Source organism: Streptomyces sp. NPDC005496 (genome assembly GCF_042872045.1).
GTDB lineage: Bacteria > Actinomycetota > Actinomycetes > Streptomycetales > Streptomycetaceae > Streptomyces.
On record NZ_JBIAJQ010000002.1, the window covers coordinates 834,685 to 861,513 of the forward strand.

The 26,829-nt window shown below is 72.1% G+C and carries 22 protein-coding genes and 1 tRNA gene; 11 read left to right on the plus strand and 12 right to left on the minus strand.

The features are described 5' to 3' along the window. Positions 1-296: 296 nt before the first annotated feature. On the plus strand, positions 297-881 hold the full coding sequence (locus ACFYQQ_RS08215) for a nicotinamidase (protein ID WP_356172803.1): 585 nt from the start codon (positions 297-299) through the stop codon (positions 879-881). 25 nt (positions 882-906) lie between these two features. Here the strand turns inward: ACFYQQ_RS08215 and ACFYQQ_RS08220 are convergent, their stop codons facing one another. Together ACFYQQ_RS08220 and ACFYQQ_RS08225 are read right to left on the minus strand one after the other, a co-directional pair. Continuing rightward, positions 907-1,248: a hypothetical protein gene (locus ACFYQQ_RS08220; RefSeq protein ID WP_355791753.1), complete on the minus strand. Its 342-nt coding sequence runs from the start codon at positions 1,246-1,248 to the stop codon at positions 907-909. A gap of 121 nt (positions 1,249-1,369) precedes the next feature. Next, on the minus strand, positions 1,370-3,715 hold the full coding sequence (locus ACFYQQ_RS08225; protein ID WP_355791750.1) for an immune inhibitor A domain-containing protein: 2,346 nt from the start codon (positions 3,713-3,715) through the stop codon (positions 1,370-1,372). Positions 3,716-4,163: 448 nt separating this feature from the next. Here ACFYQQ_RS08225 and ACFYQQ_RS08230 point away from each other — a divergent pair, with 448 nt between their 5' ends. Then, positions 4,164-4,466: a hypothetical protein gene (locus ACFYQQ_RS08230; RefSeq protein ID WP_388903917.1), complete on the plus strand. Its 303-nt coding sequence runs from the start codon at positions 4,164-4,166 to the stop codon at positions 4,464-4,466. A gap of 94 nt (positions 4,467-4,560) precedes the next feature. Here ACFYQQ_RS08230 and ACFYQQ_RS08235 read toward each other — a convergent pair whose 3' ends face one another. Continuing rightward, on the minus strand, positions 4,561-5,274 hold the full coding sequence (locus ACFYQQ_RS08235) for an RDD family protein (RefSeq protein ID WP_355795307.1): 714 nt from the start codon (positions 5,272-5,274) through the stop codon (positions 4,561-4,563). A 68-nt stretch (positions 5,275-5,342) separates the two neighbouring features. Then, positions 5,343-7,058: an RDD family protein gene (locus ACFYQQ_RS08240; protein WP_388903919.1), complete on the minus strand. Its 1,716-nt coding sequence runs from the start codon at positions 7,056-7,058 to the stop codon at positions 5,343-5,345. A 267-nt stretch (positions 7,059-7,325) separates the two neighbouring features. Between ACFYQQ_RS08240 and ACFYQQ_RS08245 the strand changes: the two genes are divergently transcribed. Continuing rightward, positions 7,326-7,799 (plus strand): SsgA family sporulation/cell division regulator, encoded by a 474-nt coding sequence (locus ACFYQQ_RS08245; RefSeq protein ID WP_355790555.1) that lies wholly within the window; start codon positions 7,326-7,328, stop codon positions 7,797-7,799. Between the two features lie 22 nt (positions 7,800-7,821). On the opposite strand, the gene ACFYQQ_RS08250 is transcribed toward ACFYQQ_RS08245, so the two are convergent. Further along, the gene (locus tag ACFYQQ_RS08250; protein ID WP_355790558.1) at positions 7,822-9,228 is read right to left on the minus strand and encodes an FAD-linked oxidase C-terminal domain-containing protein; all 1,407 of its coding nucleotides are present in this window, start codon (positions 9,226-9,228) and stop codon (positions 7,822-7,824) included. Between the two features lie 92 nt (positions 9,229-9,320). Between ACFYQQ_RS08250 and ACFYQQ_RS08255 the strand changes: the two genes are divergently transcribed. Continuing rightward, the gene (locus ACFYQQ_RS08255; protein WP_355790561.1) at positions 9,321-10,862 is read left to right on the plus strand and encodes a tetratricopeptide repeat protein; all 1,542 of its coding nucleotides are present in this window, start codon (positions 9,321-9,323) and stop codon (positions 10,860-10,862) included. Between the two features lie 15 nt (positions 10,863-10,877). Here the strand turns inward: ACFYQQ_RS08255 and hppD are convergent, their stop codons facing one another. Continuing rightward, on the minus strand, positions 10,878-12,023 hold the full coding sequence (gene hppD, locus ACFYQQ_RS08260; RefSeq protein ID WP_356172817.1) for a 4-hydroxyphenylpyruvate dioxygenase: 1,146 nt from the start codon (positions 12,021-12,023) through the stop codon (positions 10,878-10,880). A 122-nt stretch (positions 12,024-12,145) separates the two neighbouring features. Between hppD and ACFYQQ_RS08265 the strand changes: the two genes are divergently transcribed. From ACFYQQ_RS08265 to ACFYQQ_RS08285, 5 genes are read left to right on the plus strand one after another with little or no spacing between them, the layout of a single operon-like run. After that, the gene (locus tag ACFYQQ_RS08265; RefSeq protein ID WP_355791329.1) at positions 12,146-12,616 is read left to right on the plus strand and encodes an Lrp/AsnC family transcriptional regulator; all 471 of its coding nucleotides are present in this window, start codon (positions 12,146-12,148) and stop codon (positions 12,614-12,616) included. A gap of 45 nt (positions 12,617-12,661) precedes the next feature. After that, the gene (locus ACFYQQ_RS08270) at positions 12,662-13,309 is read left to right on the plus strand and encodes an ABC transporter permease (protein ID WP_355791332.1); all 648 of its coding nucleotides are present in this window, start codon (positions 12,662-12,664) and stop codon (positions 13,307-13,309) included. Further along, positions 13,302-14,588, plus strand: a complete 1,287-nt coding sequence (locus ACFYQQ_RS08275; protein ID WP_355791335.1) for a betaine/proline/choline family ABC transporter ATP-binding protein — start codon at positions 13,302-13,304, stop codon at positions 14,586-14,588. The genes ACFYQQ_RS08270 and ACFYQQ_RS08275 overlap by 8 nt, the downstream gene beginning before the upstream one ends. Continuing rightward, positions 14,585-15,478, plus strand: a complete 894-nt coding sequence (locus tag ACFYQQ_RS08280; protein ID WP_356172823.1) for an ABC transporter permease — start codon at positions 14,585-14,587, stop codon at positions 15,476-15,478. The genes ACFYQQ_RS08275 and ACFYQQ_RS08280 overlap by 4 nt, the downstream gene beginning before the upstream one ends. After that, positions 15,475-16,437, plus strand: a complete 963-nt coding sequence (locus ACFYQQ_RS08285; protein ID WP_355792145.1) for a glycine betaine ABC transporter substrate-binding protein — start codon at positions 15,475-15,477, stop codon at positions 16,435-16,437. Before ACFYQQ_RS08280 ends, ACFYQQ_RS08285 begins: the two co-directional genes overlap by 4 nt. Positions 16,438-16,477: 40 nt before the next feature. Here ACFYQQ_RS08285 and ACFYQQ_RS08290 read toward each other — a convergent pair whose 3' ends face one another. The 4 genes from ACFYQQ_RS08290 to ACFYQQ_RS08305 all read right to left on the minus strand — a co-directional run bounded on the left by ACFYQQ_RS08290 (position 16,478) and on the right by ACFYQQ_RS08305 (position 22,334). Next, a complete protein-coding gene (locus ACFYQQ_RS08290; RefSeq protein WP_355792142.1) occupies positions 16,478-17,263 on the minus strand; it encodes a S16 family serine protease in 786 nt (261 codons plus the stop codon). Positions 17,264-17,597: 334 nt separating this feature from the next. Beyond that, positions 17,598-18,236, minus strand: coding sequence for a helix-turn-helix domain-containing protein (locus ACFYQQ_RS08295; protein WP_355792139.1), 639 nt, complete (start codon positions 18,234-18,236; stop codon positions 17,598-17,600). Positions 18,237-18,806: 570 nt separating this feature from the next. Continuing rightward, complete coding sequence (locus ACFYQQ_RS08300) at positions 18,807-20,606, minus strand: DEAD/DEAH box helicase (RefSeq protein ID WP_355794005.1); 1,800 nt, start codon at positions 20,604-20,606, stop codon at positions 18,807-18,809. Positions 20,607-20,804: 198 nt separating this feature from the next. After that, the gene (locus ACFYQQ_RS08305; RefSeq protein ID WP_388903924.1) at positions 20,805-22,334 is read right to left on the minus strand and encodes an MFS transporter; all 1,530 of its coding nucleotides are present in this window, start codon (positions 22,332-22,334) and stop codon (positions 20,805-20,807) included. Between the two features lie 331 nt (positions 22,335-22,665). Here ACFYQQ_RS08305 and ACFYQQ_RS08310 point away from each other — a divergent pair. Continuing rightward, positions 22,666-22,740, plus strand: a tRNA-Cys gene (locus tag ACFYQQ_RS08310). Between the two features lie 190 nt (positions 22,741-22,930). Here the strand turns inward: ACFYQQ_RS08310 and ACFYQQ_RS08315 are convergent. Then, the gene (locus tag ACFYQQ_RS08315; protein WP_355781669.1) at positions 22,931-24,376 is read right to left on the minus strand and encodes an FAD-dependent monooxygenase; all 1,446 of its coding nucleotides are present in this window, start codon (positions 24,374-24,376) and stop codon (positions 22,931-22,933) included. Between the two features lie 198 nt (positions 24,377-24,574). Here ACFYQQ_RS08315 and ACFYQQ_RS08320 point away from each other — a divergent pair, with 198 nt between their 5' ends. Continuing rightward, complete coding sequence (locus ACFYQQ_RS08320; protein ID WP_355781666.1) at positions 24,575-25,174, plus strand: TetR family transcriptional regulator; 600 nt, start codon at positions 24,575-24,577, stop codon at positions 25,172-25,174. Between the two features lie 170 nt (positions 25,175-25,344). On the opposite strand, the gene ACFYQQ_RS08325 is transcribed toward ACFYQQ_RS08320, so the two are convergent. Further along, on the minus strand, positions 25,345-26,646 hold the full coding sequence (locus tag ACFYQQ_RS08325; RefSeq protein WP_355781664.1) for an SUKH-4 family immunity protein: 1,302 nt from the start codon (positions 26,644-26,646) through the stop codon (positions 25,345-25,347). Between the last annotated feature and the right edge of the window lie 183 nt (positions 26,647-26,829).

Consider the following 26,829-nt stretch of genomic DNA (forward strand, 5'->3'; position numbering starts at 1 on the left):
GGCCGCGGGACGCCGCACGGTCGGCGTCCCGCCCGCTCCCGGCGGTCCGTTCACGCATGAACGACCGGTGAGCGGGAATGCAACGGCAGCGTCCCCCGTACGACGCAGCAGCCGAATGCCCCCTCCCGCAGTGCACGCGAAGTCTCTAGGCTCGGAACGACAACCTGCGCCCGCACGACCGTCCACGGCACCCGCGCCGCCCTCGGGCCGGGGTCCGGGACCGTCCCGCGGGTGACGCAGTACGGCCGGGCCCCCACCCCACCACCGCCCTCCTGCCGACCCGAAGGACACCGACCATGCGCCGCGCCTTGATCGTCGTTGACGTGCAGAACGACTTCTGCGAGGGAGGCAGTCTGGCGGTCGCCGGGGGCTCGGACGTGGCCGCCGCCATCACCGAGCTGATCGGCCAGGCGCCCGCCGGTTACCGCCATGTCGTCGCCACCCGCGACCTGCACATCGCCCCCGGCGGCCACTTCGCCGACAACCCCGACTTCGTCCACTCCTGGCCCGCGCACTGCGTGGCCGGCACCGAGGGCGTGGGCTTCCATCCGAACTTCGCCCCGGCCGTCGCCTCCGGCGCCATCGACGCCGTCTTCGACAAGGGCGCCTACGCGGCCGCCTACAGCGGCTTCGAGGGCGCCGACGAGAACGGCGTGCCGCTGGGCGACTGGCTCAAGGCCCGGGAGATCGACGAGGTCGACGTGGTCGGCATCGCGACCGACCACTGCGTGCGGGCGACCGCGCTGGACGCGGTCCGGCAGGGCTTCCGCACGCAGGTGCTGCTCGACCTGACGGCCGGGGTGGCCGAGCAGAGCACGCAGCGGGCGCTGGAGGAGCTGCGGGAGGCGGGCGTGGACCTCTCCGGCAAGCCGGTGGTCTGACGCCCGCCCGGGGTCGCCGCGGCGGTCAGGCCGGGGTGACCGGCCGGCGGATCAGGGTCCGTATCGGGTGCCAGAGCTCCTGGGCGAGCTCGGGGCCATGGAGGTCGCTGCCGGGGGCCGTACGCCAGACGAGGCCGTCGGGGTGGTGCAGGACCGCGGTGATCTCGTCCGGGGTGGGCGGCGCCGCGTTGCCGCGGAGGTAGACCGCGCGCATGCCCAGGTTGCGCAGCCGGGTCAGCGCCCGGGCGCGGTTCTGGGCCAGCACGAGGAAGCGCACCGATCCGCGACCGGGCCCCGCCGGACTGGGCAGGTTCAGCGCCACCACCACGCTGCCGTTCGGCAGCTTGCAGAAACCCCCTGCGGCCATGCGGTCACACCCCCGTGAGATTCGGTGTCAATAAGGAAGTCACAGGACGCACCTAAACACGATCGGCCGCAACCCGCCAGAGGGTTGCGGCCGATCATGTTCTGACCTGCAAAGATGCCGATCAGTTGGTCGAGGGACCCACCTGGAGCGAGATCGTCGAGCCGTCCTTGGGCTCCTTCACGATCTTGATCTTGGTGTTGGTGTCAGTGACCTTGACGCTGTTGAACGGGTTCGCCGGGTCGAAGTACGAGCCCTTGCGGTCGTCGAAGACGGAGACGCCCTTCTGCGACTTGATCTTCAGCGCGACGTCGGCGTTGTGAAGCGTGAACGCGTCGGTCGGGTAGGTGCTGAAGGTGGCGTCGAAGGCCTGGATCTTGTTGCGGAGCAGCGAGCCGTCGGCCCACTTCAGCGCCTTGGAGTGCGCGTCCACCGGCAGGATCAGACCCTCGCCCGGGTGCTCGCTGGTGTTGTCGTCCGCCTGCGAGGTGTCCCACTTCCAGATCAGCAGGCCGTTCTGGTACGGGTAGTGCTCGACCCAGTCCGGACGCGTCGTCGAGAAGCCGAAGTTGTACGGGCCGACCTTGAGGGTCTTGTCGTACGAGACGTACTGGCGGTTCTCGGCGAGGTAGTACTGCGCGTAGTCCTTGGTGAAGGACGCGCCGATGCGGGAGAAGCCGTTGGCCGTCCATGCGGCGTCGGCCGTCTCGGCGTTGTCCGAGAAGAGCGCGGTGCCGTCGGCGGTCACGGTGATCTCGTCGGCCGCGAAGCCCTTCAGCGCCTTGCCGCCGTCGGACGAGTAGCGGAAGCGCAGGTCGATCTTCTTGCCCGCGTAGGCGTCGAGCGGGAACGACAGCTTCTTGTACGCGGCCGTGGTGCCGGTCAGGGCGGGCTTGTCGCTGCCGTCGCGCGGGATGGCCGCGCCGTCCGCCGTGCCGTCCAGGGCGGTCCAGTTGGCGCCGCCGTCGGTGGACACCTCGGTGTAGAGGAAGTCGTACTCCTCCTCGATGTCCCACCAGCCGTCGAGGGTCAGCGCGGCCTTCGACCTGCCGGTCAGGTCGACCGAACGGGTCAGCGTGTTCTTGAGGTTGTCACCGCTGCCGCTCCACCACTGGGTGGCGCCCTGGGCCGGCGTGACGACCTGGGTGGTGACCTTCTTCTTGGGCAGCGTGACCACGAGGGCCTGCTTGTTCTTGGTGTTGTACTCCGCGACGCCCAGCTTGTGCTTGGACTTCTTGCCGGCCTCGGCGGTGCCGTAGTTCAGCCAGCCGAGCTGGAGCTTGTCCCAGGCGTTCATGTCGCCGGGCAGGTCGCCGATGGACTCCTTGCCGGTGCCGAGCCAGGAGCCGGCCGACATCAGCGTCCAGAAACCGGTGCCGTTCTCGCCGCCGCCGGAGGTGTCGTACTCGTCCGGCAGACCGAGGTCGTGGCCGTACTCGTGGGCGAAGACGCCGAGTCCGCCGTTCTCCGGCTGGATGGTGTAGTCGCCGACCCAGATGCCGGTGTCGCCGATCTGCGCGCCGCCCAGCTTGTTCTCCGCGGGGCCCGTGGCGCCCGCGTCGGAGCCGAACGCGTACCAGCGGTGGGCCCAGATCGCGTCCTTGCCCTGGACGCCGCCACCGGCGGACTCGTCCTCACCGGCGTGCACGATCTGGAAGTGGTCGATGTAGCCGTCCGGCTCGTTGAAGTCGCCGTCGCCGTCGAAGTCGTAGCGGTCCCACTGGTCGTAGTGGGCGAGGTCCGCCTTGATGTCGGCCTCGGACTTGCCGGCCGCCTTCTGCTGGGCGACCCAGGCGGTGACGCCGTCGCTCACCACGTTCCAGACGCTGGAGCAGTTGGTCTGGCCGCAGTAGTTGGAGCCGTAACGGGCCTCGTTGTAGGGGACCTTGACCCAGTCGGTGACCTCGCCGTCGACCGAGTAGCGGCCCGAGGACTGCTTCTCGTAGTACTTCTTCAGCGACTCGGTGTTCTTGCCGGCGCCGAAGTAGAGGTCCTGGAAGTGCTTCTGGTCGTAGTCCTTCTGCCAGGCCGTGCTGTTGTCCTTGGCACGGTCCGGCGCGGCTATCTGGTTGTGCAGCGGACCGGCGGTGCCGCCGTACCTGCTGTCGACCTGGTCGCCGAACTCGACCAGGATCGTGAAGATCTGGTCCGTCTTCTCGCGGCCGAGCTCGACGTACTTGCTCTTGTTGAGCTTCACCACCTGGGAGCCGTCACGGTCCTTGACCGTGGCGTCGCCGGATATGACCCGGTTCAGGGCCTCCTGGCGCTGCGCTTCCTGGGTCTTGCTGAGCGGGCCGTCGAGGTCGTGTTCGACCTTGTTCTTGGCCGGCTGCGGGTCGTGGCGGTCCACGGACACCGACGACGGTGCGTCATCGGCCTGGGCCACGGCGAACGTCGAGAACGTGGCGGTCGCCGCCGCGAGGGCGACGCCCACCGCGGACGCTCTGAACGTCCAGGATCTGCTGCTCACTTGATTTCCTCCCCCGCGCCCCGTGCGCGCGGAGAGGATGGGGGTCCTGGTCATGGAGGGTCCCGCGCGCCGTACACGCGATTCAAGTGACGACATTCGACCGGAGTTGACGGAGAAAAGACAGATCTTGACTTGCACAGGCCAAGTGCACTATGCGAAGCGACCGTTCGGTATCCGGACGGTGACCGGCACCCCAACGGGCGCGCTCAGCCGTCCAGTTGTCGGACGCCATGACTCCGTGCGCCCCCTGTGCTCCGGCACCGTGGGTTAGGTCACGCTTACTGGTCGTTCCTGTCGGGCATGCAGCGGAATAGAGTCGATTGGCGGAGCGCCGGAATGCCGGCGGAAAGCCAAGTCGACACCGTTGTCCGACCCCCAGATCTTTATCCGCACCCTCCCCGATCGCGAGAGGCTCGGGGGGAGACACCCACCCGAGGACACGATTGCCATGCCTCGTCCGACTGCCAGGCCTCGCCCGACCGCCGCACAGCTCGCCTACGGCTCCTGCACCGTGATCTTCTCCACACTCGCCATGCTGCTGCTGTCGCAGACGAGTTCGGGCGCGGGTATCGCGGTGATCGCCCTCTCGGCGCTCGTCCTCGGACTCCTCGTCGCGATGACGGTCCCGCTACCGAAACCCGAACCGGCCGCCGCCGGGCCCCGGATGCCGGAGCAGGTGCCCGTGCCGGTACGGCGGGAGACGGCCTCCGTCGGCTCGGCCGAGTCCGCGCGCGGACCGTCGGGCCCCTGAGTCACGCACCTTCGCACGCAGGACGGCGGGCCCGTGTCACACGGGCCCGCCGTCCTGTGCCGCGCGTGCCGTCCCGCCGACGGGACGGCCGGGCTCAACGGGTGCTGACCACCACCGTCTTGGCCGCCTTGTCGTGCAGGCCCTGCTTGTAGGGGCGGTCGAAGAAGCTCCAGCCGCCCGCGATCGCCGTCCACACGCAGGCGCAGCAGAAGGCGAACGGCAACCACAGCACGGCCGCGCGCGTCAGCGAGGTCTGCACGGAGGGCGTCGCGCCGTTGTCCAGGTTGGCCACCCGCAGGTCGAAGAGCCGCTTACCGAGGGTCTGGCCGGTCCTGCTGATCATGAGGGTGTCGTACGCGATGTATAGGATCGCGGCGACGACCTCCTGCCCGAACGACTTGCCGTACTCGATGTCGTCGGTGTCGACCGTGTACTGGGCGAAACCGAAACCCCAGGACAGCAGCCAGATCACGATCCCGACCAGGATCATGTCGATGATCCGCGCCAGCACCCGCTTGCCGCTGCCGGCCAGCGGAGGCATCCCGGCGAGCGGGTCCGCACCGCCGAACGGACCGCCGCCCCCGCCTCCGTACGGGTCCCCGCCGCCCGGGGCCTGGTACGGGCCTCCGCCGCCGTAGGGGTCCCCTCCGCCGCCCGGGCCCCCGTACGGGCCGCCGCTGCCGTACGGGTCGCCCTGGGGCGGCGGGGTGTCGTACGGGGATCCGCCGCCCTGGGCGGGCGGCGGCTGTTGCTTCTTGAACGGGTCGTCGTCCGGGAACTGACCGGGGGGCGGCGGTTCGGTGCTCATGGCCCGAGTCGACCGCGAACCCCCCGGCTCCGCATCCGGCACGGGTCCGTCCGGGCGACGGGCTCCGGTCAGGCGGCGACGAAGGTGTGGGCCGCCTTGTCGTGCCAGCACTGGCGCCAGGGCCGGTCGAACAGGCACCACAGGACGCCCACCACCCCGATGGCGAGGACACCGGGGATGCTGTAGACGAGCCAGCGGCGCAGCGCCGGGGCGAAGGAGGGCGGCTCACCGCCCTCGATGTCGCGCACCTGGAGGCCGCAGAGCTTCTTGCCGAGCGTGCGGCCCCAGCGGACGGTGGGCAGCACCTCGTAGAGGACACCGAAGACCAGCAGCACGGCGAGGACGATGCCGAGGCAGGTGGTGGTCGTGCCGTCCAGCAGCCACACCGTGACGGTCTCGCCGGACTGCTTCGCCGCGTCGATCTTGTCGTTGACGTGGTCGAGTGCCTTGGTGCCCAGCGGGACGGCGGCCACGGAGGTGGCGCCGGCCAGCACGACGGTGTCCACGAGCCGGGCGGCCAGCCGTCTGCCGAGCCCCGCGGGGCGGGCGGCCGCCTGGGCGCGGGCCGCCGCCTGGAACACGTCGTCGACGGGCGGCTTCCACGGGACGACGGGCTGTCCCTCGTCGCCCGCTCCCGCCAGCCGGTGCACCTGCTGAGCCCAGGACGGCTGTCCGCCGCCCGCCCCGGGGCTCATCGGGGAGGCGGCCGGGCCGCCGGACTGCGCGGGGACCGACGGGGCCGGTGTCTGCCGCGCCTGGGAGGCGGCGGCCTGCCCGGACGTCGGGGGCGGGGTGACCGCTCCCGGCCCGCCGCTCTGCGCCCCGCCCTGCCGCTCCGTGCGCGGGGCGGGCGCGCGGAAGGCCGTTGCCCCCTCGGGCGCGAGGGAGCCGCGGGGTCCCTGGGGTCCCGCGCCGCCGTCGGCTCGGGCGGCGCCGGGCGCCGACGGCTGTCCCGGGACCGCGGGTCCGGGTACACGCGGCCCGCCGGTCGCTCCCGCGGGTCCGAAGGCACCGGCGGGCGTGGCGGCGTCACCCGTACCGGAGTTCACCGTTCCGGAACCCGGGGCGCCGAAGGTCCCTGGGTGGGCGGCACCGGAGGCGGTGGTGCCGGGGGCGCCGGAACTCCCGGCCGCGTCCGGCGTGCCGGTGGTGCCCGCGGTCCCGGGGGCCGCGGCGGTGCCGCCGGTCGGGCGGCGGAAGACGACGGTGCCGCCCGAGGCGGGCGGGCGCGGGGAGTCCTCCCCGGTGTCCGCCGGGGGAATCGTCGTGGTGCCGTCCGTGCGGGCGGACCTGCCGTCGGGCTGCACGAGCGCCTCGCCGGGCTCCGCCGTGTGCGGGACGCGCGGATCGCCCTGGCCGGCGCCCCAGGAGACCCGGCGGTCCTGGTCGCCGCCGAAGCCGGACTGCCGGGACCGGTCGGCGCCCCAGGCCGACGCCGGTTCGGGCCGGCTCCCGTGCTGGGCCTCGGCCGGGCTCACCTGGCGGGGCGCGGCCGGGGGCTGCGGATCCTCGTCGAAGAAGTGCGGGCCGGTCTCCTCGGCCGGGGGCACCGCTCCCCGCGCGAGCGGGACCGAGCGCTGCGGGGCGGGCGCCGGAGCGGGTACGGAGGCGGGACGCGCGCCGGCCGGGGGCGCGAGGGGCACCCCGTCCGTCGGCGCGGGACGGCTGGTGCCCGGCACCCAGGACGCACCGTTCCAGTACCGGACATATCCAGGAATGGACGGGTCCGGGTAATACCCTTCGCGGGGCCTGTCGTCGCCGGGTGCCGGGGTTGGGGCGCTCATGTCCGTCGTCCCGTATCTGCTCGGGGGTCTTTTGGGGGCTCCACATCTATCAGACGCGCGCCCGCCCCACCGGCGCTCCGGCGCTACCCACCCCATTAGGGCAACCGCGCGCCCCCTCTCGCGCTCCTGGCACCGAAGCTGTCCGGGACAGTGCGCGCAGGAGTCGGAAGAACTTCCCCGAACCCGCGTAATGATCCGGGCGCCCCGCGCTCTCCACTCGTACGGGCTCGTTCCGTGGGCCCCGATCCGGAAAGGAAGCGCATCGACATGTACACCGTGGTGGAACGCGAGCTCGAGCTGAACCTCGTCCTGTCCCCGGAACGCAGCATCCCGGTCCCGGCCCGGCTGACCTACCGCACCGACGACCCGTACGCCGTCCACGTCACCTTCCATGTGGGCTCGGACCATCCCGTCAGCTGGACCTTCGCCCGCGAGCTGCTCGTGGAGGGGGTGTTCCGGCCGTGCGGGCACGGTGACGTGCGGGTGTGGCCGACGAAGGTCGCGGGCCGCGGTGTCGTGCTGATGGCGCTGAGCTCGCCCGACGGGGACGCGCTGCTGGAGGCGCCCGCCGCGCAGGTGTCCGCCTGGCTGGAGCGCACCCTGCGGGCGGTCCCCCCGGGTTCCGAGGCCGGGCAGCTCGGCATCGACGACGGCCTCGCCGAGCTTCTCGCGCCCACCCCGGCCGACGACCTGTGGCTGCGCGACCCGTGGCCGTCCGACGAGTCGGCGGAGGGTGAGTGAGGGGCCGGGGCTCCCGTACCGCTCAGAGGACCTTGCCCGGGTTGAGGATGCCGAGGGGGTCGAAGGCGGCCTTGATACCGCGCTGCATCTCCACGCCCACGGGGCCGATCTCGCGCGCCAGCCACTCCTTCTTCAGGACGCCCACGCCGTGCTCGCCGGTGATGGTGCCGCCGAGTTCGAGGCCGAGGGCCATGATCTCGTCGAAGGACTCGCGGGCCCGGCGTGACTCGTCGGGGTCGGCCGCGTCGAAGCAGACGGTGGGGTGGGTGTTGCCGTCGCCCGCGTGGGCGCAGACCCCGATGGTGAGGGCGTACTTCTCGGCGATGCGCTCCACCCCGTCCAGCATCTCGCCGAGCCGGGAGCGCGGCACGCAGACGTCGTCGATCATCGTCGTGCCCTTCACCGCCTCCAGCGCGGTCAGCGACAACCGGCGTGCCTGCAGGAGCAGTTCGGACTCGGCCGCGTCGTCGGCCGGTACGACCTGGGTGGCGCCCGCCGCCTCGCACAGGGCGCCGACCGCCGCGAGGTCGGCGGCGGGGTCCGGGGTGTCGAAGGCGGCCAGGAGGAGCGCCTCCGTGGTCTCCGGGAGCCCCATGTTGGCCAGCGCGTTGACGGCCTTCACCGTCGTGCGGTCCATCAGTTCGAGCAGGGACGGAACGTGGCCGCCCTCCATGATCCGGCAGACGGCGTCGCAGGCGGCGGCGCCGGAGGCGAACTCGGCGGCGAGCACCAGCTGCCGCGGCGGTTGCGGCTTGAGGGCCAGGACCGCCCGTACGACGATGCCGAGCGAACCCTCGGAGCCGACGAAGAGGCGCGTGAGGTCGTACCCGGCGACCCCCTTGGCCGTGCGGCGTCCGGTGCTCATCAGGCGGCCGTCGGCGAGGACGACGTCGAGCCCGAGGACGTACTCGGCCGTCACCCCGTACTTCACGCAGCACAGGCCGCCGGAGGCCGTGCCGATGTTGCCGCCGATGGTGCACATCTCCCAGCTCGACGGGTCCGGCGGGTAGCAGAGCCCGTGCTCGTTGACGGCGCGCGAGAGCGTCGCGTTGACGACGCCGGGCTCGACGACGGCGATCCGGTCCACGGGACTGATCTCAAGGATCCGGTCCATCCTGACGAGGGACAGCACGATGCACCCGTCCGTGGCGTTGGCACCGCCGGACAGGCCCGTGCGGGCGCCCTGGGGGACGACCGGGACGCGCAGCTCGGTGGCCGTGCGCATGACGTGCTGGACCTGTTCGACGGTGCGCGGGAGGACGACGACGGCGGGGGTGCCCGCCGCGCAGAAGCTGGCCATGTCGTGGGCGTAGGAGGCGGTGACGTCCGGGTCGACGAGGACCGCCTCGGCCGGCAGCCCCGCGAGCAGACGGTCCACGAGGTTGCCCGTCGCTTCGTCGCGCGGGGCTTCGATACGGCTCATGATCACAGCGTCGCACCCGGGGCCATCGGTGTGAACCCCGGATACGGCACCCTTCGCGTGCCGGGGCGTGGTCCCGGTGTTGACGCACAGTGAGCGGCATGGTGATCGCACAGCTCCCGCCGGCTCCCTCCGGGCCGCGCCGCTCCCCCGTCGTGCGGCGCCTGCTGGCCGGTGCCGTCGCGGCGGGTGCCGTCCTCGGTGGGGTGCTGGTGTTGCTGCCCGCGGACCGGGCGAAGCCGCCGCCGCCCGCGCCGGGTCCGATGGCCAGGACGGTGAGGGCGGTGGGGGCCGGGGTCCCGGTGGCGCTGCCCGACCTCGCGGCGCTGATCGGCGAGCGCGAGGCGCGCGTACGGACCCGGCCCGGCGACGGCCGCTCGTGGGCGCTGCTGGGCGCGGCGTACGTCGAGCAGGGCCGGCGTACGGCCGCTCCCGCGTTCTACCCGAAGGCCGAGAAGGCGCTGCGCACGGCGCTGGGGACCGGGGCGGCCGGGAAGGGCACGGCAGTGGAGGGGCTGGCCGCCCTCGCGAACGCCCGCGGCGACTTCCGGGCGGCGCGCAAGTGGGGCGAGGAGGCCGTCACGCGGGCGCCGAAGCGGTGGACGGCGTACCCGCAGCTGCTGGAGGCGTACGAGGGTCTCGGTGACCACAAGGCGGTCCGCCGCACGCTCGACCGGCTGCAGGAACTGCGCTCGGGTCCGGCGGTCATGGCACGGGCCGCCCAGGTGTACCGGGACCGCGGCTGGCGCGAGGACGCCGCCGCAGCTCTCGCGGACGCGGCGGCGGGCGCGAGGACGCCGGCCGAGCGGGCGGCCTATCTGTCCCGCGCGGGCGATCTGGCGTGGGAGCGGGGCGAGCCGGAGGAGGCGCTGCTGCGGTACGGGGCGGCACTGCGCACCGACCCCGACGAGTACACGGCGCTCGCCGGGCAGGGCCGGGCGCTGACCTCGCTGCACCGCACGTCGGAGGCGCTGCAGGCGTACCGGACCGTGCTCGAAAGGCGGCCGTCGCCGCGGTACGCCCTGGAGCTGGGCGAGCTGTACGAGTCGCTGGGGCTGGGCGGGGCGGCCCGGGTGCAGTACGACCTGCTGCGGGAGCGGGCGCGGGAGGAGGCCGCCGGGGGTGTCGACGTCGAGTTGGTGCTGGGGCTGTTCGAGGCGGATCACGGGGACGCGCGGTCCGCGGTGCGGCGGCTGCGCGGGGAGTGGGAACGGCACCCGGGTGTCGCGGTGGCGGACGCGCTGGGCTGGGCGCTGCACCGGGCCGGCCAAGACGAGGAGGCGCTGAAGTTCGCGACGCGGGCGATGGACGCGGAGCACGGCGGCGGGGTGCGCAGCGCCCTGTACGCGTATCACCGGGGGGAGATCGAACGCTCCCTGAAGCGGTACGGGCCGGCCCGCCGGCATCTCCAGGAGGCGCTGCGCGTCAATCCGTACTTCTCCCCGCTCCTCGTCCCGGCAGCCGAGGAGGCGCTGAAGGCGCTGGGCGAGCCGGCCGCGGTGGGGCTGCCGGAGGAGTCCGAGGACACCGAGGACACCGAGAGCGGCGAGGACGCTGCGGAGCCGGGTCCGGAGCCGTCGGCGGCGCGGCCGACGGACCGGGGCGGGGTGTCACCCGCTCCGGTCCGTTCGGGCTCGCGCTGAGGGCCGGGCCGGCCGCTACAGGTTGCCGCGCTTCGCCTGCTCCCGCTCGATCGCCTCGAACAGGGCCTTGAAGTTGCCCTTGCCGAAGCCCATCGAGCCGTGGCGCTCGATGAGTTCGAAGAAGACGGTCGGACGGTCCTGGACCGGCTTGGTGAAGATCTGCAGCAGGTAGCCGTCCTCGTCGCGGTCGACGAGGATCTTCAGCTCGCGCAGCGTCTCCACCGGCACGCGGGTCTCGCCGGCCCACTCGCCGAGCGTGTCGTAGTACGAGTCGGGGGTGTCGAGGAACTGGACGCCGCCGGCCTTCATCGTGCGGACGGTCTCGACGATGTCGTTCGTGTTCAGCGCGATGTGCTGGACGCCCGCGCCGCCGTAGAACTCCAGGTACTCGTCGATCTGGGACTTCTTCTTGGCGACGGCGGGCTCGTTGATCGGGAACTTGACCTTGAGGGTGCCGTCGGCGACGACCTTGGACATCAGCGCCGAGTACTCGGTCGCGATGTCGTCGCCCACGAACTCCTTCATGTTCGTGAAGCCCATGACCTTGTTGTAGAACTCGACCCACTCGTTCATGCGGCCGAGCTCGACGTTGCCGACGCAGTGGTCGATGGCCTGGAAGGTGCGGCGGGCGGGCGGCGCGACGATCGGGTCGGCGGCCACGTAGCCGGGCAGGTAGGGGCCGTCGTAGCCGGACCGGTCGACCAGCGTGTGGCGGGTCTTGCCGTAGGTGGCGATGGCCGCGAGGACGACCGTGCCGTGCTCGTCCTTCAGCTCGTACGGCTCGGTGACGGGGCGGGCGCCGTGCTCGACGGCGTATGCGAAGGCGGCGCGCGCGTCCGGGACCTCGATGGCGAGGTCGACCACGCCGTCGCCGTGCGCGGCCACGTGCTCGTCGAGGAAGCGGCCCCAGTCGGTGGCGGGCTTGACGACGGAGGTGAGGACGAAGCGCGCCGAGCCGTTGGTGAGGACGTAGGACGCCGTCTCGCGGCTGCCCGTCTCCGGTCCGGAGTAGGCGACCAGCTGCATGCCGAAGGCGCTGGAGTAGTAGTGCGCCGCCTGCTTGGCGTTGCCCACGGCGAAGACGACCGCGTCCATCCCCTTCACCGGGAAGGGGTCTGCCTCGCGCGCGGTGCTGGGGGTGTGGTGGGTTGTCTGAGTCATGGCGGCAGCGTCGCCCCGTTCCGCAACGTGCGCAATAGTTTGCGTTTCGACTGGGCATTCTGCCCAACGTGAGGCCCGTAGGATCGGGCGTTCTGTACAGGATGACCATCACGGAGGCCGGCGTGGCGATCGATCATCTGGACGGCCGGCTCATCGTGCTGCTGGCACGGGAGCCGCGTATCGGGGTGCTGGAGATGTCCCGGCGCCTCGGCGTCGCGCGCGGCACCGTGCAGGCCCGCCTGGACCGGCTTCAGTCGAATGGAGTCATCCGGGGCTTCGGTCCGCAGGTGGACCCGGCGGCCCTCGGCTATCCGGTGACGGCGTTCGCCACCCTGCAGATCAGGCAGGGGCAAGGGGCGGACGTACGGGCCCACTTGGCGACGGTCCCCGAGGTGCTGGAGCTGCACACCACGACCGGCAGCGGGGACATGCTCTGCCGGCTGGTCGCCCGCTCGAACGCCGATCTCCAGCGGGTGATCGACCGGGTTGTCGGTTTTGATGGCATCGTCCGGGCCTCCACGGCGATCGTCATGGAGAACCCCGTTCCGCTGCGGATCATCCCGCTGGTGGAGCAGGCGTCGGGAGACTCCTGACGCGGGGGCCGAGCCCGGCGGTACGCCCGTCCCGAGGTGAGGCCCGTGAACTTCTGGGAGTACCTGAGCAGCCGCCACCAGCAGCTGCTCACCGACGCGTACCAGCACGCCAGCGCCGTCTTCCAGTGCATGGTCGTCGCGACACTCATCGGCGTCGTCATCGGCGTCGTCACCTACCGCAGCGACTGGGCGGGCAACCTCGCCACCACGACCACGTCCACCATCCTGACGATCCCCTCGCTCGCCATGATCGGTCTGCTGATCCCGGTCGTGGGTCTCGGCGTCCCGCCGACGGTCATCGCACTGACCCTCTACGGGCTGCTGCCGATCGTGCGCAACGCGATCGTGGGCCTGCGCGGAGTCGACCCGTCGCTGGTGGACGCGGCGAAGGGCATCGGGATGTCCCGGGTCACCCGGCTGCTGCGGGTGGAGCTGCCGCTGGCGTGGCCGCCGATCCTCACCGGCATCCGGGTCTCCACCCAGATGCTCATGGGCATCGCGGCCATCGCGGCGTACGCCTCGGGACCGGGCCTCGGCAACGAGATCTTCCGCGGCATCGCCTCCCTGGGCAGCAAGAACGCGCTCAACCAGGTGCTCGCGGGCACGCTCGGCATCATCGTCCTGGCGCTCCTGTTCGACGCCGCGTACGTCCTCGTCGGACGGCTGACCATCCCGAGGGGGATCCGTGCCTGAGACCACCGGCCTCGACACCGGGCACGCCCCCGCCGCGGCCCAGGACGCGCCGACGACGGGCGCCACCATCGAGCTGGAGAACCTCACCAAGCACTACCCGGGCAGCCGGGAGCCCGCGGTCGACAGCGTCAACATGGAGATCAAGGCGGGTGAACTGGTCGTCTTCGTGGGCCCCTCGGGGTGCGGGAAGTCCACCACGCTCAAGATGATCAACCGGCTGATCGAGCCGACCGGCGGCCGCATCCGCATCGGCGGCGAGGACGTCACCCACATGGACCCGGTGAAGCTGCGCCGCAAGGTCGGCTACGCGATCCAGGCGTCCGGCCTCTTCCCCCACATGACCGTCGCCCAGAACATCGCGCTGGTGCCGCGGATGATCGGCTGGTCGAAGCAGCGGATCAGGGCGCGGGTGGAGGGGATGCTCGACCTGGTCGGCCTCGACCCGGGCGAGTTCCACGGCCGCTATCCCCGTCAGCTGTCCGGGGGCCAGCAGCAGCGCGTGGGCGTGGCGCGGGCACTGGCGGCGGATCCCCCGGTGCTCCTGATGGACGAGCCGTTCGGAGCGGTGGACCCGATCACCCGCGACCACCTCCAGGACGAGCTGATCAGGCTCCAGCACGAACTGCACAAGACGATCGTCTTCGTCACCCACGACTTCGACGAGGCGATCAAACTGGGCGACCGGATCGCGGTCCTGCGCGAGCGCTCGCACATCGCGCAGTTCGACACCCCGGAGGCGATCCTGACCAACCCGGCGGACGACTTCGTCTCCGGGTTCGTGGGCGCCGGCGCCGCGCTGAAGCGGCTCAACCTCACCCGCGTACGGGACGTCGAGATCACCGACTATCCGACGGTCACCGTCGACGATCCCCTCCAGGACATCTTCAACAGGCTGCGCTCCAGCGGCACCAACGAGATCCTGCTCCTCGACAAGCGCGGCCGGCCCTACAAGTGGCTGCGGCGCGGCGACCTCATGCGGGCACGCGGATCGCTGGCGCGGGCGGGCACGCTGGTGCACGACACGGTGACCCGGGACGCCACGCTGCGGGACGCCCTGGAGGCCGTCCTCACCGACAACGCGGGCCGGGTCGCGGTCACCGGGCGGCGCGGGGAGTACACCGGCGTCGTCGACATGGAGACGCTGATGAACTCCGTGCACGAACTCCTGGAGGCGGACCGGCTGGACGCGATGGAGCACCAGCACGAGCTGGAGGAGGCACGCGCCCAGCAGACCCGCCACGACCAGGAGGGCGCCGAGGGCGGGGAGTCGAGGGCGTGAACGGTTCGAGGACGCCCGGGGGCCGCCGCCCCGAGGGCGAGCACGACGTCAAGGGCCTCGCCTTCCGCGACGACGCCGGGGACGAGGAGCCGGGCGGCGCCGGGTACGACGGCGGCACCGCGGCCGCTCCCCCGCCACCGGCCCTCACCCGCCGCCGGATCAGCTGGCAGAAGCTGACGTTCCTGCCCGCCGTGATGGTGGCACTGCTGCTCGCCACCTGGCTCTGGTTCCGGCAGGCCGACCTCGACCCGATCTCCGAGAACGCGCTGGCGAGCAGTCTCGTCTGGAAAGCCCTGCGTCAGCACATCCAGCTGACCGTGATCTCCACGTTCTTCGTGCTGATCATCGCGATCCCGCTGGGCATCCTGCTGACCCGCAAGGCGTTCCGCAAGGCGACCCCGATCGCGATGACCTTCGCCAACATGGGGCAGGCCACCCCGGCGATCGGCCTGCTGGCGCTGCTCGTCATCTGGCTCGGCACCGGCGAGAGGTCGGCCCTGATCGGCATCACGATCTACGCGATCCTGCCGGTCCTCTCCAACACGATCGCGGGCCTCAAGGCCAACGACCCGACGCTCCTGGAGGCCGCCCGCGGCATCGGGATGTCCCCGCTGGGGGTGCTCACCCGCATCGAACTCCCGCTGGCCGTCCCGCTGATCCTCGCCGGGGTGCGCACCGCCCTCGTCCTGAACGTCGGCACGGCGACCCTCGCCACCTTCGGCGGGGGCGGCGGGCTCGGCGTGCTGATCACCACCGGGATCACGACCCAGCGGATGCCGGTGCTGGTGCTCGGCTCGATCCTGACGGTCACGCTCGCGCTCCTCGTGGACTGGCTGGCGTCGCTGGCCGAACTGCTGCTGCGGCCGCGCGGACTGGAGGCGGGATCATGAGGCGCCGGTGGCCGCTGTCGGCCGGGCTCCTGGTGCTGGTCTCCGCGTGCGGACTGACCAGCGGCTCCCCCATGGTCGACGACGTGCGGCCCGGCTCGATCGGCCAGGGCGAACCGCTGCGGGGAGTCGATCTCACCGTCACCTCCAAGGAGTTCACGGAGCAGCTGATCCTCGGCGCGATCATGGGCATCGCCTTCGAGGCGGCCGGCGCCGAGGTCCTGGACCGCACCGGCATCCAGGGCTCCATCGGCTCGCGGGAGGCCGTCAAGAACGGCGACGCGGACGCCGCGTACGAGTACACAGGGACCGCCTGGATCACGTATCTCGGCAACAGCGACCCGATCGCCGACCCGCAGAAGCAGTGGGAGGCGGTCCGTTCCGCCGACGCGAAGAACGGCGTCACCTGGCTGCCGCCCTCCGCGCTCGACAACACCTACGCGCTGGCCATGAACCGGAAGAACTTCGAGAAGTACCGGACGACCACGCTCTCCCAGGTCGCGGCGCTCAGCAAGAAGGACGCGAAGGCGGTGACGCTGTGCGTGGAGAGCGAGTTCGCCAACCGCGCCGACGGACTGCCGGGGATGGAGAAGGCGTACGGCATGAGCGTGCCCGCCGGGAACATCACCCAGATGGACACCGGCATCATCTACACCCAGGTCGCCAAGGGGAGCTGCACCTACGGCGAGGTGTTCACGACCGACGGGCGCATCAAGTCGATGAACCTCGTGGTGATGAAGGACGACAAGGGCTTCTTCCCCCACTACAACGCGGCGCCCATGATCAATACGAAGACCCTGGACAAGCATCCGGAGATCGCCGGGATCCTCGACCCCATCACGAAGAAGCTGAACAACGACATGGCCCGGACCCTCAACGCCAAGGTGGACGTGGACGGTCAGGACCCGCACCAGGTCGCCTTGGACTGGCTCGTGCGGGAGGGGTTCGTGAAGGAGGACTGAGGACCGATTCGGCCCCGGGCCGACCGCGGCGCTCGCCGGGTCAGCAGCTGGGGACCCCGCCCTTGCCCTTCTCCAGCGCGACGAGGGAGTCCACCGCGCCCTTCAGCGTGGTGACCGGGATCAGCCGCAGCCCTTTCGGCAGCTCGGTCTGTGCGTCCGCGCACTCGGCCTTCGGCACCAGGAAGACGCTCGCGCCGTCCCGCCGGGCGGCCTGCGTCTTGAGGGCGACGCCGCCGACCGCGCCCACCTTGCCGTCGGCGTCGATCGTCCCCGTACCCGCGACCGTGCGGCCGCCGGTCAGGTCGCCGCCGCTGCCGTCGCCGTCGAGCTTGTCGACGATGCCGAGCGAGAAGAGCAGGCCCGCGCTCGGGCCGCCGACGTCGGCCAGCTTCAGCGTGACCTTCACGTCCTTCTCGCCGAGGTAGCCGAGCGCGGCCTCGGTCGCCGTGTCCTGGGACTGCCGCATCTGCTCGGCGTTGTGCCGCTCGATCTCCTTGGTGCTGTCGCCGCTCGGATAGACCGAGTCCCGCGGCATGACCGCCCGGTCCGTGCGGAACCAGCTGTCGACGACGTCACCGAGGCTCACGTCCGTGTCCGGGCCGGTCGCCTCGATCGTCGTCATACGGAGTTCGCCGTCCGTCCTGCGCGTCGCCGCCCCGCTGATCGTGATCACGGGGTCGCCCTTGTTCTCACCTAGGACGTCCGCCGTCATGCCCGGCTGCGCCAGGGAGAACGGCAGCGGCGCGAACGCCGCCGTGGCGAGCAGGGCCACGACGGGTACGGCGCAGACGGCGAGGGCCTGGGGGCGCGTGAGGCGAGAGAGCACGGGGTCAATCTAACGTGAAGGCACGTTTCGGCCCGGGGCGGTGGGCGCTCCCTGGAGGGAGGGCGCCGCTCGGAAGGGAGGGCGCCGTCCGAGGGGAGGGCGTCCTCGGGAGGGGCGCCTGGACAGAGGGGCCCTGGGAGGAGGCCGTGCTGACCGCCCACCGCGTCGTCGGCAGCCTCACCGCGGTTCGGTTCCGGGCTGGTGCGCTGCGCTGCGCCGCCCGGAGCGGGGAGCACAGTGGTGAAGGGGCCGCCGGAACGCGGAGCACAGGCGTGAAGAGGGCCCGCCGGTGGGACCGGGCCCGCCGGGCGGGACGCCTGCCGGTGTGCGCCGGTCAGCGCAGGGCGTCGGCGACCTCCCGGGCCGCGTCGACCACGCGGGGCCCGACCCGCTCCGGTACGGAGTCCGCGAGCATGACGACGCCGACACTGCCCTCGACCCCGGTCACGCCGATCAGGGGCGCCGCGGCTCCGCTCGCCCCCGCCTCCAGCTCCCCGTGGGTCAGGGTGTAACCGGGCTCGGCGAGCGCCTGCCGGGCGGCGAGGATGGCGCGGCCCGCGGCCCCTCGGTCCAGCGGATGCCGGAAACCTGCGCGGTAGGCGACGTGGTAGTCCGTCCACGTCGGCTCGACGACGGCGACGGCCAGGGCCTCGGCCCCGTCGACGAGGGTGAGGTGGGCGGTCGCTCCTATGTCCTCCGCGAGCGCCCGCAGCGCGGGGAGCGCGGCCTCGCGCACCAGGGGGTGCACCTGGCGGCCGAGGCGCAGCACCCCCAGTCCGACCCGGGCGCGGCCGCCGAGGTCCCGGCGGACGAGAGCGTGCTGCTCCAGGGTGGCGAGCAACCGGTACACGACGGTGCGGTTCACGCCGAGCTTGTTCGAGAGTTCGGTGACGGTCAGTCCGTGGTCCGTGTCGGCGAGCAGCTTGAGGACACGCAGTCCCCGGTCGAGCGTCTGGGAGGTCTCCGCGGTCACGACGCCCACTCCTTCGTGGTGAGGGTCGGCGGCCTCCTGCGCGGCGGTGCGTCGCCGGTCCCGTCGGCGACGCGCTACAGAGGCCGCCGGTCGGCAAGCGACCCGGGGTGTCCCGGGCGGAGGCGCTTCACGGCTGCGCTCCGCGGCGGCGCTGCCACGGGGCGTGTGCGTAGCGGGACAGTAGCGAGCCGGTCCGCTCAGCGGAAGGCTCCGTCCAGAATCCGGGCACCGATGATCGTAAGGTGACGTTCTTTGTCCCGTTACGCACGGGCGCGTACCCGGGCCGGTCCGCCCGCCCCGCACCCCGGGCGCACGGTCGTGCCGGGGGTACGGGATTCGCGCGCCGGGCGTCCTGGGCAGCGCACATACGGGCCTTCGGGGCCCTGCACCCGGTGCCCGGCGCCGCGGGCCCACGGCCACGCCGCGACGACTGCCGACCGTCCACTGTGCGGACACGGGGACGGGGGACGGGGGAACGCCGGGACGCGCGCGGACGTGGGAACGCGCGCGGACGCACGGGGACGCCGGGACCGGGGGGGAGCCGGAAGCAGGAGGGCGCCCCGGGCGGCGTCAGCGCATGCGGGTGGCCCACTCCTGGACCTTGGCGATGCGCTGGCGCAGCTGGCCGGCGGTGGCCTCGGCGCTCGGCGGGCCGCCGCACACGCGCCGCAGCTCCGTGTGGATCACCCCGTGCGGCTTGCCGCTCTGGTGGACGTACGCGCCGACCATGGTGTTGAGCTGCTTGCGGAGCTCCATCATCTCCTTGTGGGAGACGACCGGCCGCCGCTCCGCCGGGAGTTCCAGGAGGTCGGCCTCCTCGTCCGGCTTCTTGCGGCTGTGCGCGATCTGCCGGGCCTGCCGCTTCTGGAGCAGCATCTGCACCTGGTCGGGTTCGAGCAGACCCGGGATGCCGAGGTAGTCCTGCTCCTCCTCGCTCCCGGGGTGCGCCTGCATGCCGAACTCGGCGCCGTCGTAGAGGACCCGGTCGAAGACGGCGTCGGACTCCAGCGCCTCGAAGGGCAGCATGTCCTGCTCGCCGGTGTCCTCGTCCTCCTCCCGGTTCGCCTCCTCCATCTCCTTCTCGGACTCGGCGTACGGGTCCTCCTCGCCCTCCTTCTTGGGCTTGTCGAGGACGTGGTCGCGCTCGACCTCCATCTCGTTGGCGAAGCCGAGGAGGTCGGGGATGGTGGGCAGGAAGACGGAGGCGGTCTCGCCGCGCCGCCGGGACCGTACGAAACGGCCCACGGCCTGCGCGAAGAACAGCGGCGTCGAGATCGTGGTGGCGTACACCCCGACCGCGAGGCGCGGGACGTCGACGCCCTCGGACACCATGCGGACCGCGACCATCCAGCGGTCGTCGCTCTGGCTGAACTCGTCGATGCGGTTCGAGGCACCCGTGTCGTCGGACAGCACGAGCGTGGCCTTGTTCCCGGTGATCTCCCGGATCAGCTTGGCGTAGGAGCGCGCCGAGTCCTGGTCGGAGGCGATGACGAGCCCGCCGGCGTCCGGGATGCCCTTGCGGACCTCGGTCAGCCGCTGGTCGGCGGCGCGCAGGACGCTCGGCATCCACTCGCCGCGCGGGTCGAGCGCGGTGCGCCAGGCCTGGCTGATCGCGTCCTTGGTCATCGGCTCGCCGAGGCGGGCGGCGATCTCGTCGCCGGCCTTGGTGCGCCAACGCATGTTGCCGCTGTAGGAGAGGAAGATGACCGGCCGCACGACCCCGTCGCCGAGGGCGCTGCCGTACCCGTACGTGTAGTCGGCCGAGGACCGCCGGATCCCGTCGTTCCCCTCCTCGTAGGTCACGAACGGGATGGGGTTGGTGTCCGAGCGGAAGGGCGTACCGGTGAGCGCGAGGCGGCGGGTGGCCGGCTCGAACGCCTCCAGGCAGGCCTCACCCCACGACTTGCTGTCTCCCGCGTGGTGGATCTCGTCGAGGATCACGAGGGTCTTGCGCTGCTCGACGCGGTTGCGGTGCAGCATGGGCCGCACGCCGACACCGGCGTACGTGACGGCGACGCCCTGGTAGTCCTTGCCGAGCGGACCCGCGCTGTACTCGGGGTCCAGCTTGATCCCTATCCGCGCCGCCGCCTCAGCCCACTGCTTCTTCAGATGCTCGGTCGGCGCGACCACGGTCACCTGCTGCACGACATGGTGGTGCAGCAGCCAGGACGCGAGCGTCAGCGCGAACGTCGTCTTGCCGGCCCCCGGCGTGGCGACGGCCAGGAAGTCGCGCGGCTGCTCCTGGATGTACCTCTCCATCGCCCCCTGCTGCCAGGCCCGCAGTTTGTTGGCGGTGCCCCAGGGGGCGCGGCCGGGAAACGCGGGTGAGAGGTGGTGGGAGGTGGAGGTCGAGGCGGCGGTGGTAGTCACGGTCTCCGTGGGTGGGTCGATCCGGGGGCCGTCCGCGACGCGCGCCGGGTGGGGCTGGGGGTGACGGCGGGCGGACGACTCGGCTACGTATGACAACCGGGCCACCCTACCGGCGCCCCGGGCGGGCCGAGGCGCGGACGACGCGGGGTCACGGGTGGATGGGACTCACGTCACAGCCGTCACAGCGGGCGTCCCGGTTCACGTCCGCGGGCTCCGTTCCTCCTTCAGCCGCGTGGTCACCCAGGCGCCCGCGAGGGCGACCGCGGCCATGGGCAGGAAGACGGCGGCGAAGGCGGCGGGGTGGGAGCCGGTGACCTCGCCGGCGGTGTGCGTGACCGTGCCGCCGCCGAGCGCGGCGAAGGCGGCGCCGCCCGCGGCGAGCAGGATCACGTTGGAGAGGCCGTCGGAGATCTGGAGGGCGGCGGAGTTGGCGCCGGCCTCCTCGGGGGCGGAGAGCTTGAGCAGCAGCACGCTGCTGGAGGAGATCACCAGGCCCATCCCGAAGCAGCCGAACCCCCAGGCCACGGCGACGGTCCAAACCGGGACCGCCGGAATCAGCACGCTCGGCGCGGCGGCGATCGCGGCGGCCACCAGCACCATTCCGGAGAACATCAGCCGCTCCCGGTACGGCTCCACGCGGGGCCTGGACTGGACGAAGGAGCCCAGCGCCCAGGTGGCCCCGCCCGCGGCGAGCGAGAACCCGGCGAGCGTCGGCGAGAGCCCCCGCTGGGTGACCAGCATCAGCGGTACGAAGGACTCGGCGGCGATGAAGGAGCCGGCCGCGACGCCGCGGAGCAGCACGACGGAGGGGAGTCCGCGGGCCGCCCGGTAGGTGCCGGGCGGCAGGAGACCGAGGACGGCGGGGACGAGCAGCGCGGTTCCGGCCACCGCGGGGACGAGAGCGAACCACCGGGTGTGCGCGCCGGTCGCGGCCTGGGCGGCGTACTGGAGCAGCCCGGCGCCCAGGGAGATGCCGAGGGCGAGCCGGATGCGGCGCCGGTCGAAGGGGGCGGGCGCGCCGCCCCCGGCCGGGCCCGACGCGCGGCGCCGTATCTGCGGCAGGGCGAGCGCGAGCGGGAAGACGACCAGGACCGGGATGCCGACGAAGACCCAGCGCCAGCCGAGGTGTTCGGTCACCGCTCCGGAGGCGAGCGGGCCGACGACGGAGGGGATCACCCAGCTCGCCGCGAACGCCGCCATGATGGCCGGCCGCAGCCGTTCCGGGTAGGCACGGCCGACGACCACGTAGAGCGCGACGATCACGAGGCCGCCGCCGAGCCCCTGCACCGCCCGGCCCAGCACGAACAGCCACATGGCTCCCGCCGTGCCGGCCAGCAGCAGGCCGGCCGCGAAGGCGCCGATGCCGGTGGCCAGCGAGGTCATCGGGCCGGCCCGGTCGGACCACTGTCCGGCGAGCACCATGCCGAACAGGCTCGTCGTGAAGTACGCCGAGAACGCGAAGGCGTAGAGCGACAGGCCGTCGAGCTCACGGGCGGCGACCGGCATGGCGGTGCCGACGGCCGTCGCCTCGAAGGCGATGAGCAGCACGACGGAGACGATGCCGATGCTGAGCGCCCGGTGATCACGGCTCAGCACGCCCCCGGTATCGGCGACGCCGCCTGTCCCGTCCTTCACCCCGGCTGCGGCCTCGCTCGGTTCGGCCTCCGGGAGCACGACGGGTACGGGTATGTGGGCGACGCCGGTGTCGCCGGGTTCCAGGGCGGTCATGGACCTCAGAGTAAGGGGCACGCCCGGGTTTAACCCCTGTCGGAGGTCGCTGCCCTCCTGGTCCGCTGGTCCTACGCCCCGCGCAACGGGCACGCGGCACGGCCCGAGAAACTTGGGGAACTCCGGGAACTCCGGGAACTCCGGGGAACCGTCGACGCCTGCAGAGCCGACTCACGCACGGCTCGGGCGCCGCGCGCCTGCGCCCCAAGGCTCCGTTCATGAACGCCGTATGGCAGTCGCGTTGCACGACCCGCGTTCCCCTTGAGGGCCCGCCCCGGCCCGCCCTACGGTCATCACACGAAGTCGGGAGCAAGCACTTCGCTCCCCGCCCGGCCGTGTGCCCGAGTGGTTTAGGGACTCGCCTGCAAAGCGAGTTACGTGGGTTCGATTCCCGCCACGGCCTCCAGCGCCTGAACGGGCGGAGGAAAGGGCGGCCCCCCCCTGGCGGGGTGCCGCCCTTTCGGCCGTCCGTCTCGCTTCGCCTCTCGGTCGACCGATCCGCCCACGGGGGAACTCGATCTCCGGCAGGGTCGTGAGCCACCGCCGGCCAACCGGGGCGAGGCCCGGGGGCCGGGGGCATGTGCCGGTGCCGGGCACTAACCCAGGTGCCGGGCCACGGCCGCCTCGATCTCCGCCCCGTCCGCGCCCTCCGCCGCCCAGGCCACGTATCCGTCGGGCCGTACCAGGACGGTCGTCCGGCGGTCGCCCGCCCAGCGCTCCACGGTCAGCCGTCCCTCGTGCGGACCGGGGTCCTCGTACGTCCCGGGCGTGATCAGTACGAACCGGCCGCCGCGCAGCGCCTCGTAGAGCCGGCCGCTCTTCAGGGCGACGTCGGGGGCGCGGGTGCCGGTGAGGCGGTGGGTGCCGCGAGGCGCGGGGTAGGCGTAGCCGATCCCGGTGACCTGCCCCAGCGCCTTGCGCTGGACGGACGGGGCGACGTCGACGATCGCGGAGACCATGGCACGGGCGGTACGCAGCAGCGGATGGCGCGCGCGGCCCAGCCGGACCAGTCCCCCGCTGCTGCGCAGCACCGCTCTGCCGACCGGGTGGCGCTCGGCCTCGTAGCTGTCGAGGAGCCCTTCGGGCGCCCGGCCTTGGACGGCTGCGGCGAGTTTCCAGCTGAGGTTGGCGGCGTCCTGGAGGCCGGTGTTCATGCCCTGCCCACCCGCCGGGGAGTGGATGTGCGCGGCGTCCCCGGCGAGGAAGACCCGTCCGACGCGGTAGTGCGGTGCCTGGCGCTCGTCACTGTGGAAACGGGAGAGCCAGCGGGCGTCGTGCATCCCGTAGTCGGAACCCAGCGCACGGCGGGTGATCTCCTTGACCTCGTCGAGGTCGAGCGGGGCGTCGTCGAAGACCTCGTTGCGGCGGTTCCAGCCCATGACCCGATACCAGCCGTCGCCGAAGGAGGCGATCATCGCGAAGGCGTCGTCGCGTCCGTTGACCGTGAGGACGTCCTCGGGCTTCTCCGCCAGCCGGACATCGGCCAGGATCAGCGACTTGATGACGGAGACCCCGGGGAAGTCGAGGCCGATCGCCTCCCGGACGGCGCTCCGGTGACCGTCGGCGCCGACGACGTAGGCCGCCCGGCGGGTGACGACCGCTCCGTCCGCGCCGCGCACGTCGAGGTCGACGCCCTCGTCGTCCTGGCGCAGTCCCACGACCTCGCTCTCGTACGCGAAGTCGACACCGGCCTCCCGTGCCCGCCGCTCCAGGAGCCGCTCGACCTCGTACTGGGGGGTGATGAGCAGGAACGGGAAACGCGAGGGCAGTGTGCTCAGATCGAGGGAGAGCCGGCGGAACAAGCGCAGGCCGGTGATGGTGTCGCCGGTGGTGAGTAGTTCGTCGGCGAGGCCCCGGGCGTCGAGCTGCTCCAGCGTGCGGGCGTGCACCCCGAAGGCTCGGGAGAGGTTGCTGGTCTTGCGCGGCCGCTTCTCGACAAGGGTAACGGCGACGCCGGCTGCGGCGAGGTCACCTGCGAGGAGGAGGCCGGTGGGTCCGGAGCCGACGACGATCACGGTGCGGTGGGTGGCGGTGCCGTTCATGGTGGCCTCCTGTTGCCAGCGCCGGGTTGCCGTCTCTTGCCTGCCATCTCGGACACACCAACACTTGTTGGCCAACGTCCGTTGACGACCGTACCGAGGCGTCGGCATGGGCGTCAACACGTGTTGGCAAACGGTTGTGGGCCTCCAGCTGTTGACCCATACTCGTTAACCCACGTTCGTTGGCCTACGCTTGTTGGCATGAACGGCAGTGACAGCACCTCGACGGTTACCGGCTCCCGCACCCCACGCCGCTCCGACGCCACCCGCGGCGCGATCCTCGCGGCAGCCCGCGAACGCTTCGCGACCGACGGCTACGAGCGAGCCACCATCCGCGCCATCGCGAGGGACGCGAACATCGATCCGTCGATGGTGATGCGGTACTACGGCAACAAGGAGGGCCTCTTCGCGGCGGCCGTCGCCATCGACCTTCGACTGCCGGACGTGGACGGGGCGGACCGCCGGCAGGACGCCGGGCGGACCCTCGTCGAACACTTCCTCGACATGTGGGAGAACGACGAGGTCCTCACTGCCCTGCTGAGGGTCGGCGTGACCAACCAGGCCGGAGCGGAGCGGATGCAGGGCATCCTGCGCGACCAGCTGCTGCCCGTCGCCCGGCAGGTGTGCCCCGACCCCGAGCAGGCCCCGGCACGGGCGGCACTCATGGCGTCACAGCTGCTCGGACTGGCGCTCACACGCTACGTACTGCGCATGCCGCCGGCGGTGGAGCTGGCGCGGGCGGAGATCGTGGCATGGCTGGCGCCGACGATCCAGCGCTATCTGACCGCGCCAAGTCCCTGAAGCCTGCCGGACGCTCGTGCCCGGCGGATCCACGGGCGCCCGCGAAGCCCGCCACCCGGACCCGCCTCGGCGACGGCGATGTCCGGCAACGCAACGCCGCCCATGAGACCAGGCGCCCGGCGCTCCCGTGGACTCCCCCGCGTCGGACAACGCGTCACGATCACGCCGCCTCACGACCACATCCAGAGGCCTCCGCCTATTCCCTCCTGCCAGATGTGGGGCCAGTGCCCTCGGTCGTCGTCCCCGGAGTCCGTCGGCGTCCGGTCGCCGGCGACAGCATCAGCCCCCGTCAGGGCCGGCGTCGCGGTGGTCGTCAGGTGGGCGTAGGAGTCCGTAAGGCTCTGCGTCGGGGCGAGTGACCTCACGCGGTGAAGCAGCCAGAGGGCGAACGCGAGGGTGGAGACGTCTGTGTTCAGCGGGCCTAGGGCGCCGTCGCGGTCGCTCCAGGCGAGGACCACTCCCGTCGTCCCGTCCACGACCAAGTCGGCGGCCCCGGTCAGGTGACCCAGGCGGATCAGCCGGTCCGCGCCCGATGGGAGTTCCTCGTCGGGGAAGTCCCCCGGCCACTGGTCCGCGCAGTACTCGGCCAGCGTCCGCAGCGGCGCCTCCGTATCGAGCTGGAACACGCCGCCGTTCTCCGGCAGTCCCGTCTCGCGCAGGAAGCGGCGGGTCGGTTCGTGCGTCAGCGTCGGCGGGAAGTCGACCTCCTCGAAGCGCATGATCCCGCCTGTGCCGAACTCCTCGTCCAGCAACCTGCGCGGCAGCTCCAGGACCAAGCCGCCCTCGGAGCCCCCGATCCGGGCCAGCGGGCGCACCACAGCCGCCGCCGTCCAGAACGGCGGAAGCGCCCCGGCACCCACGCTCCGCTCGAACACCGCGGTCAGCTGCGCCGACGCCCGCTCCACCGCCTCGGGCCCGAACCGGCCCGCCAGGGACGCGGACCGCCCGCGCACCGAGGCCAGTTCCTCCGTCGCCGCAGTGAAACGCAGGACCGCCTCCAGCGAGGGCGCTGACAGAGGAGGGCCGGTGAGGGCCGCATCCCTGCGGGAGTCCGTGAAGTCCGTGAAGTCCGCGACGGAAAGCTCCCCCGGGATCTCCGTCATCCCCGTGAGCCCCGTGCCGCCCGTCACCCCGGCCATCCCCCCAGCCCCCGTCGGCCCCTCCAGGACGATCGACTCCAGCTCTCTGTCGTAGGCGTAGGCGTGGGCGGGGTCCGTGACCAGGTCGTTCCGCAGTTCGGCCGCGAGCCTGTCGAGGGTGCCGAGAGCGTCGAGGGTGTCGAGCGGGTCGGTCAGGTCCGTTGCCTGGCGGGGCTTCCGGGCGCTGGGCGTCTTCGGTCCCCGCTGCGTCGCCCCGGACGGCGGCAGGCCGACGGTCAGCGGGAGCCAGGACGGCACGCGCGCGGCGTACCGGTCGAGCTCCTCGTCGGCCGGTCCGATCGCACCGCCGACAACGGTGTCAGTCGTGATCATGGCTCCCCCGCGCATGTGAACGCATTCGTGCTTCCCCCGTGCGGAACCTCCCGCCACCCGGCGGCAGTTCTCCCACTGCCCAGAACCCTACGCGGCACCACTGACAACGCCGGGAACTCCAGGGGCATCACGCACGACGCACCACGTAAGACGTCAGGAACGCGGAAAAGGCTGCTTCGGGGC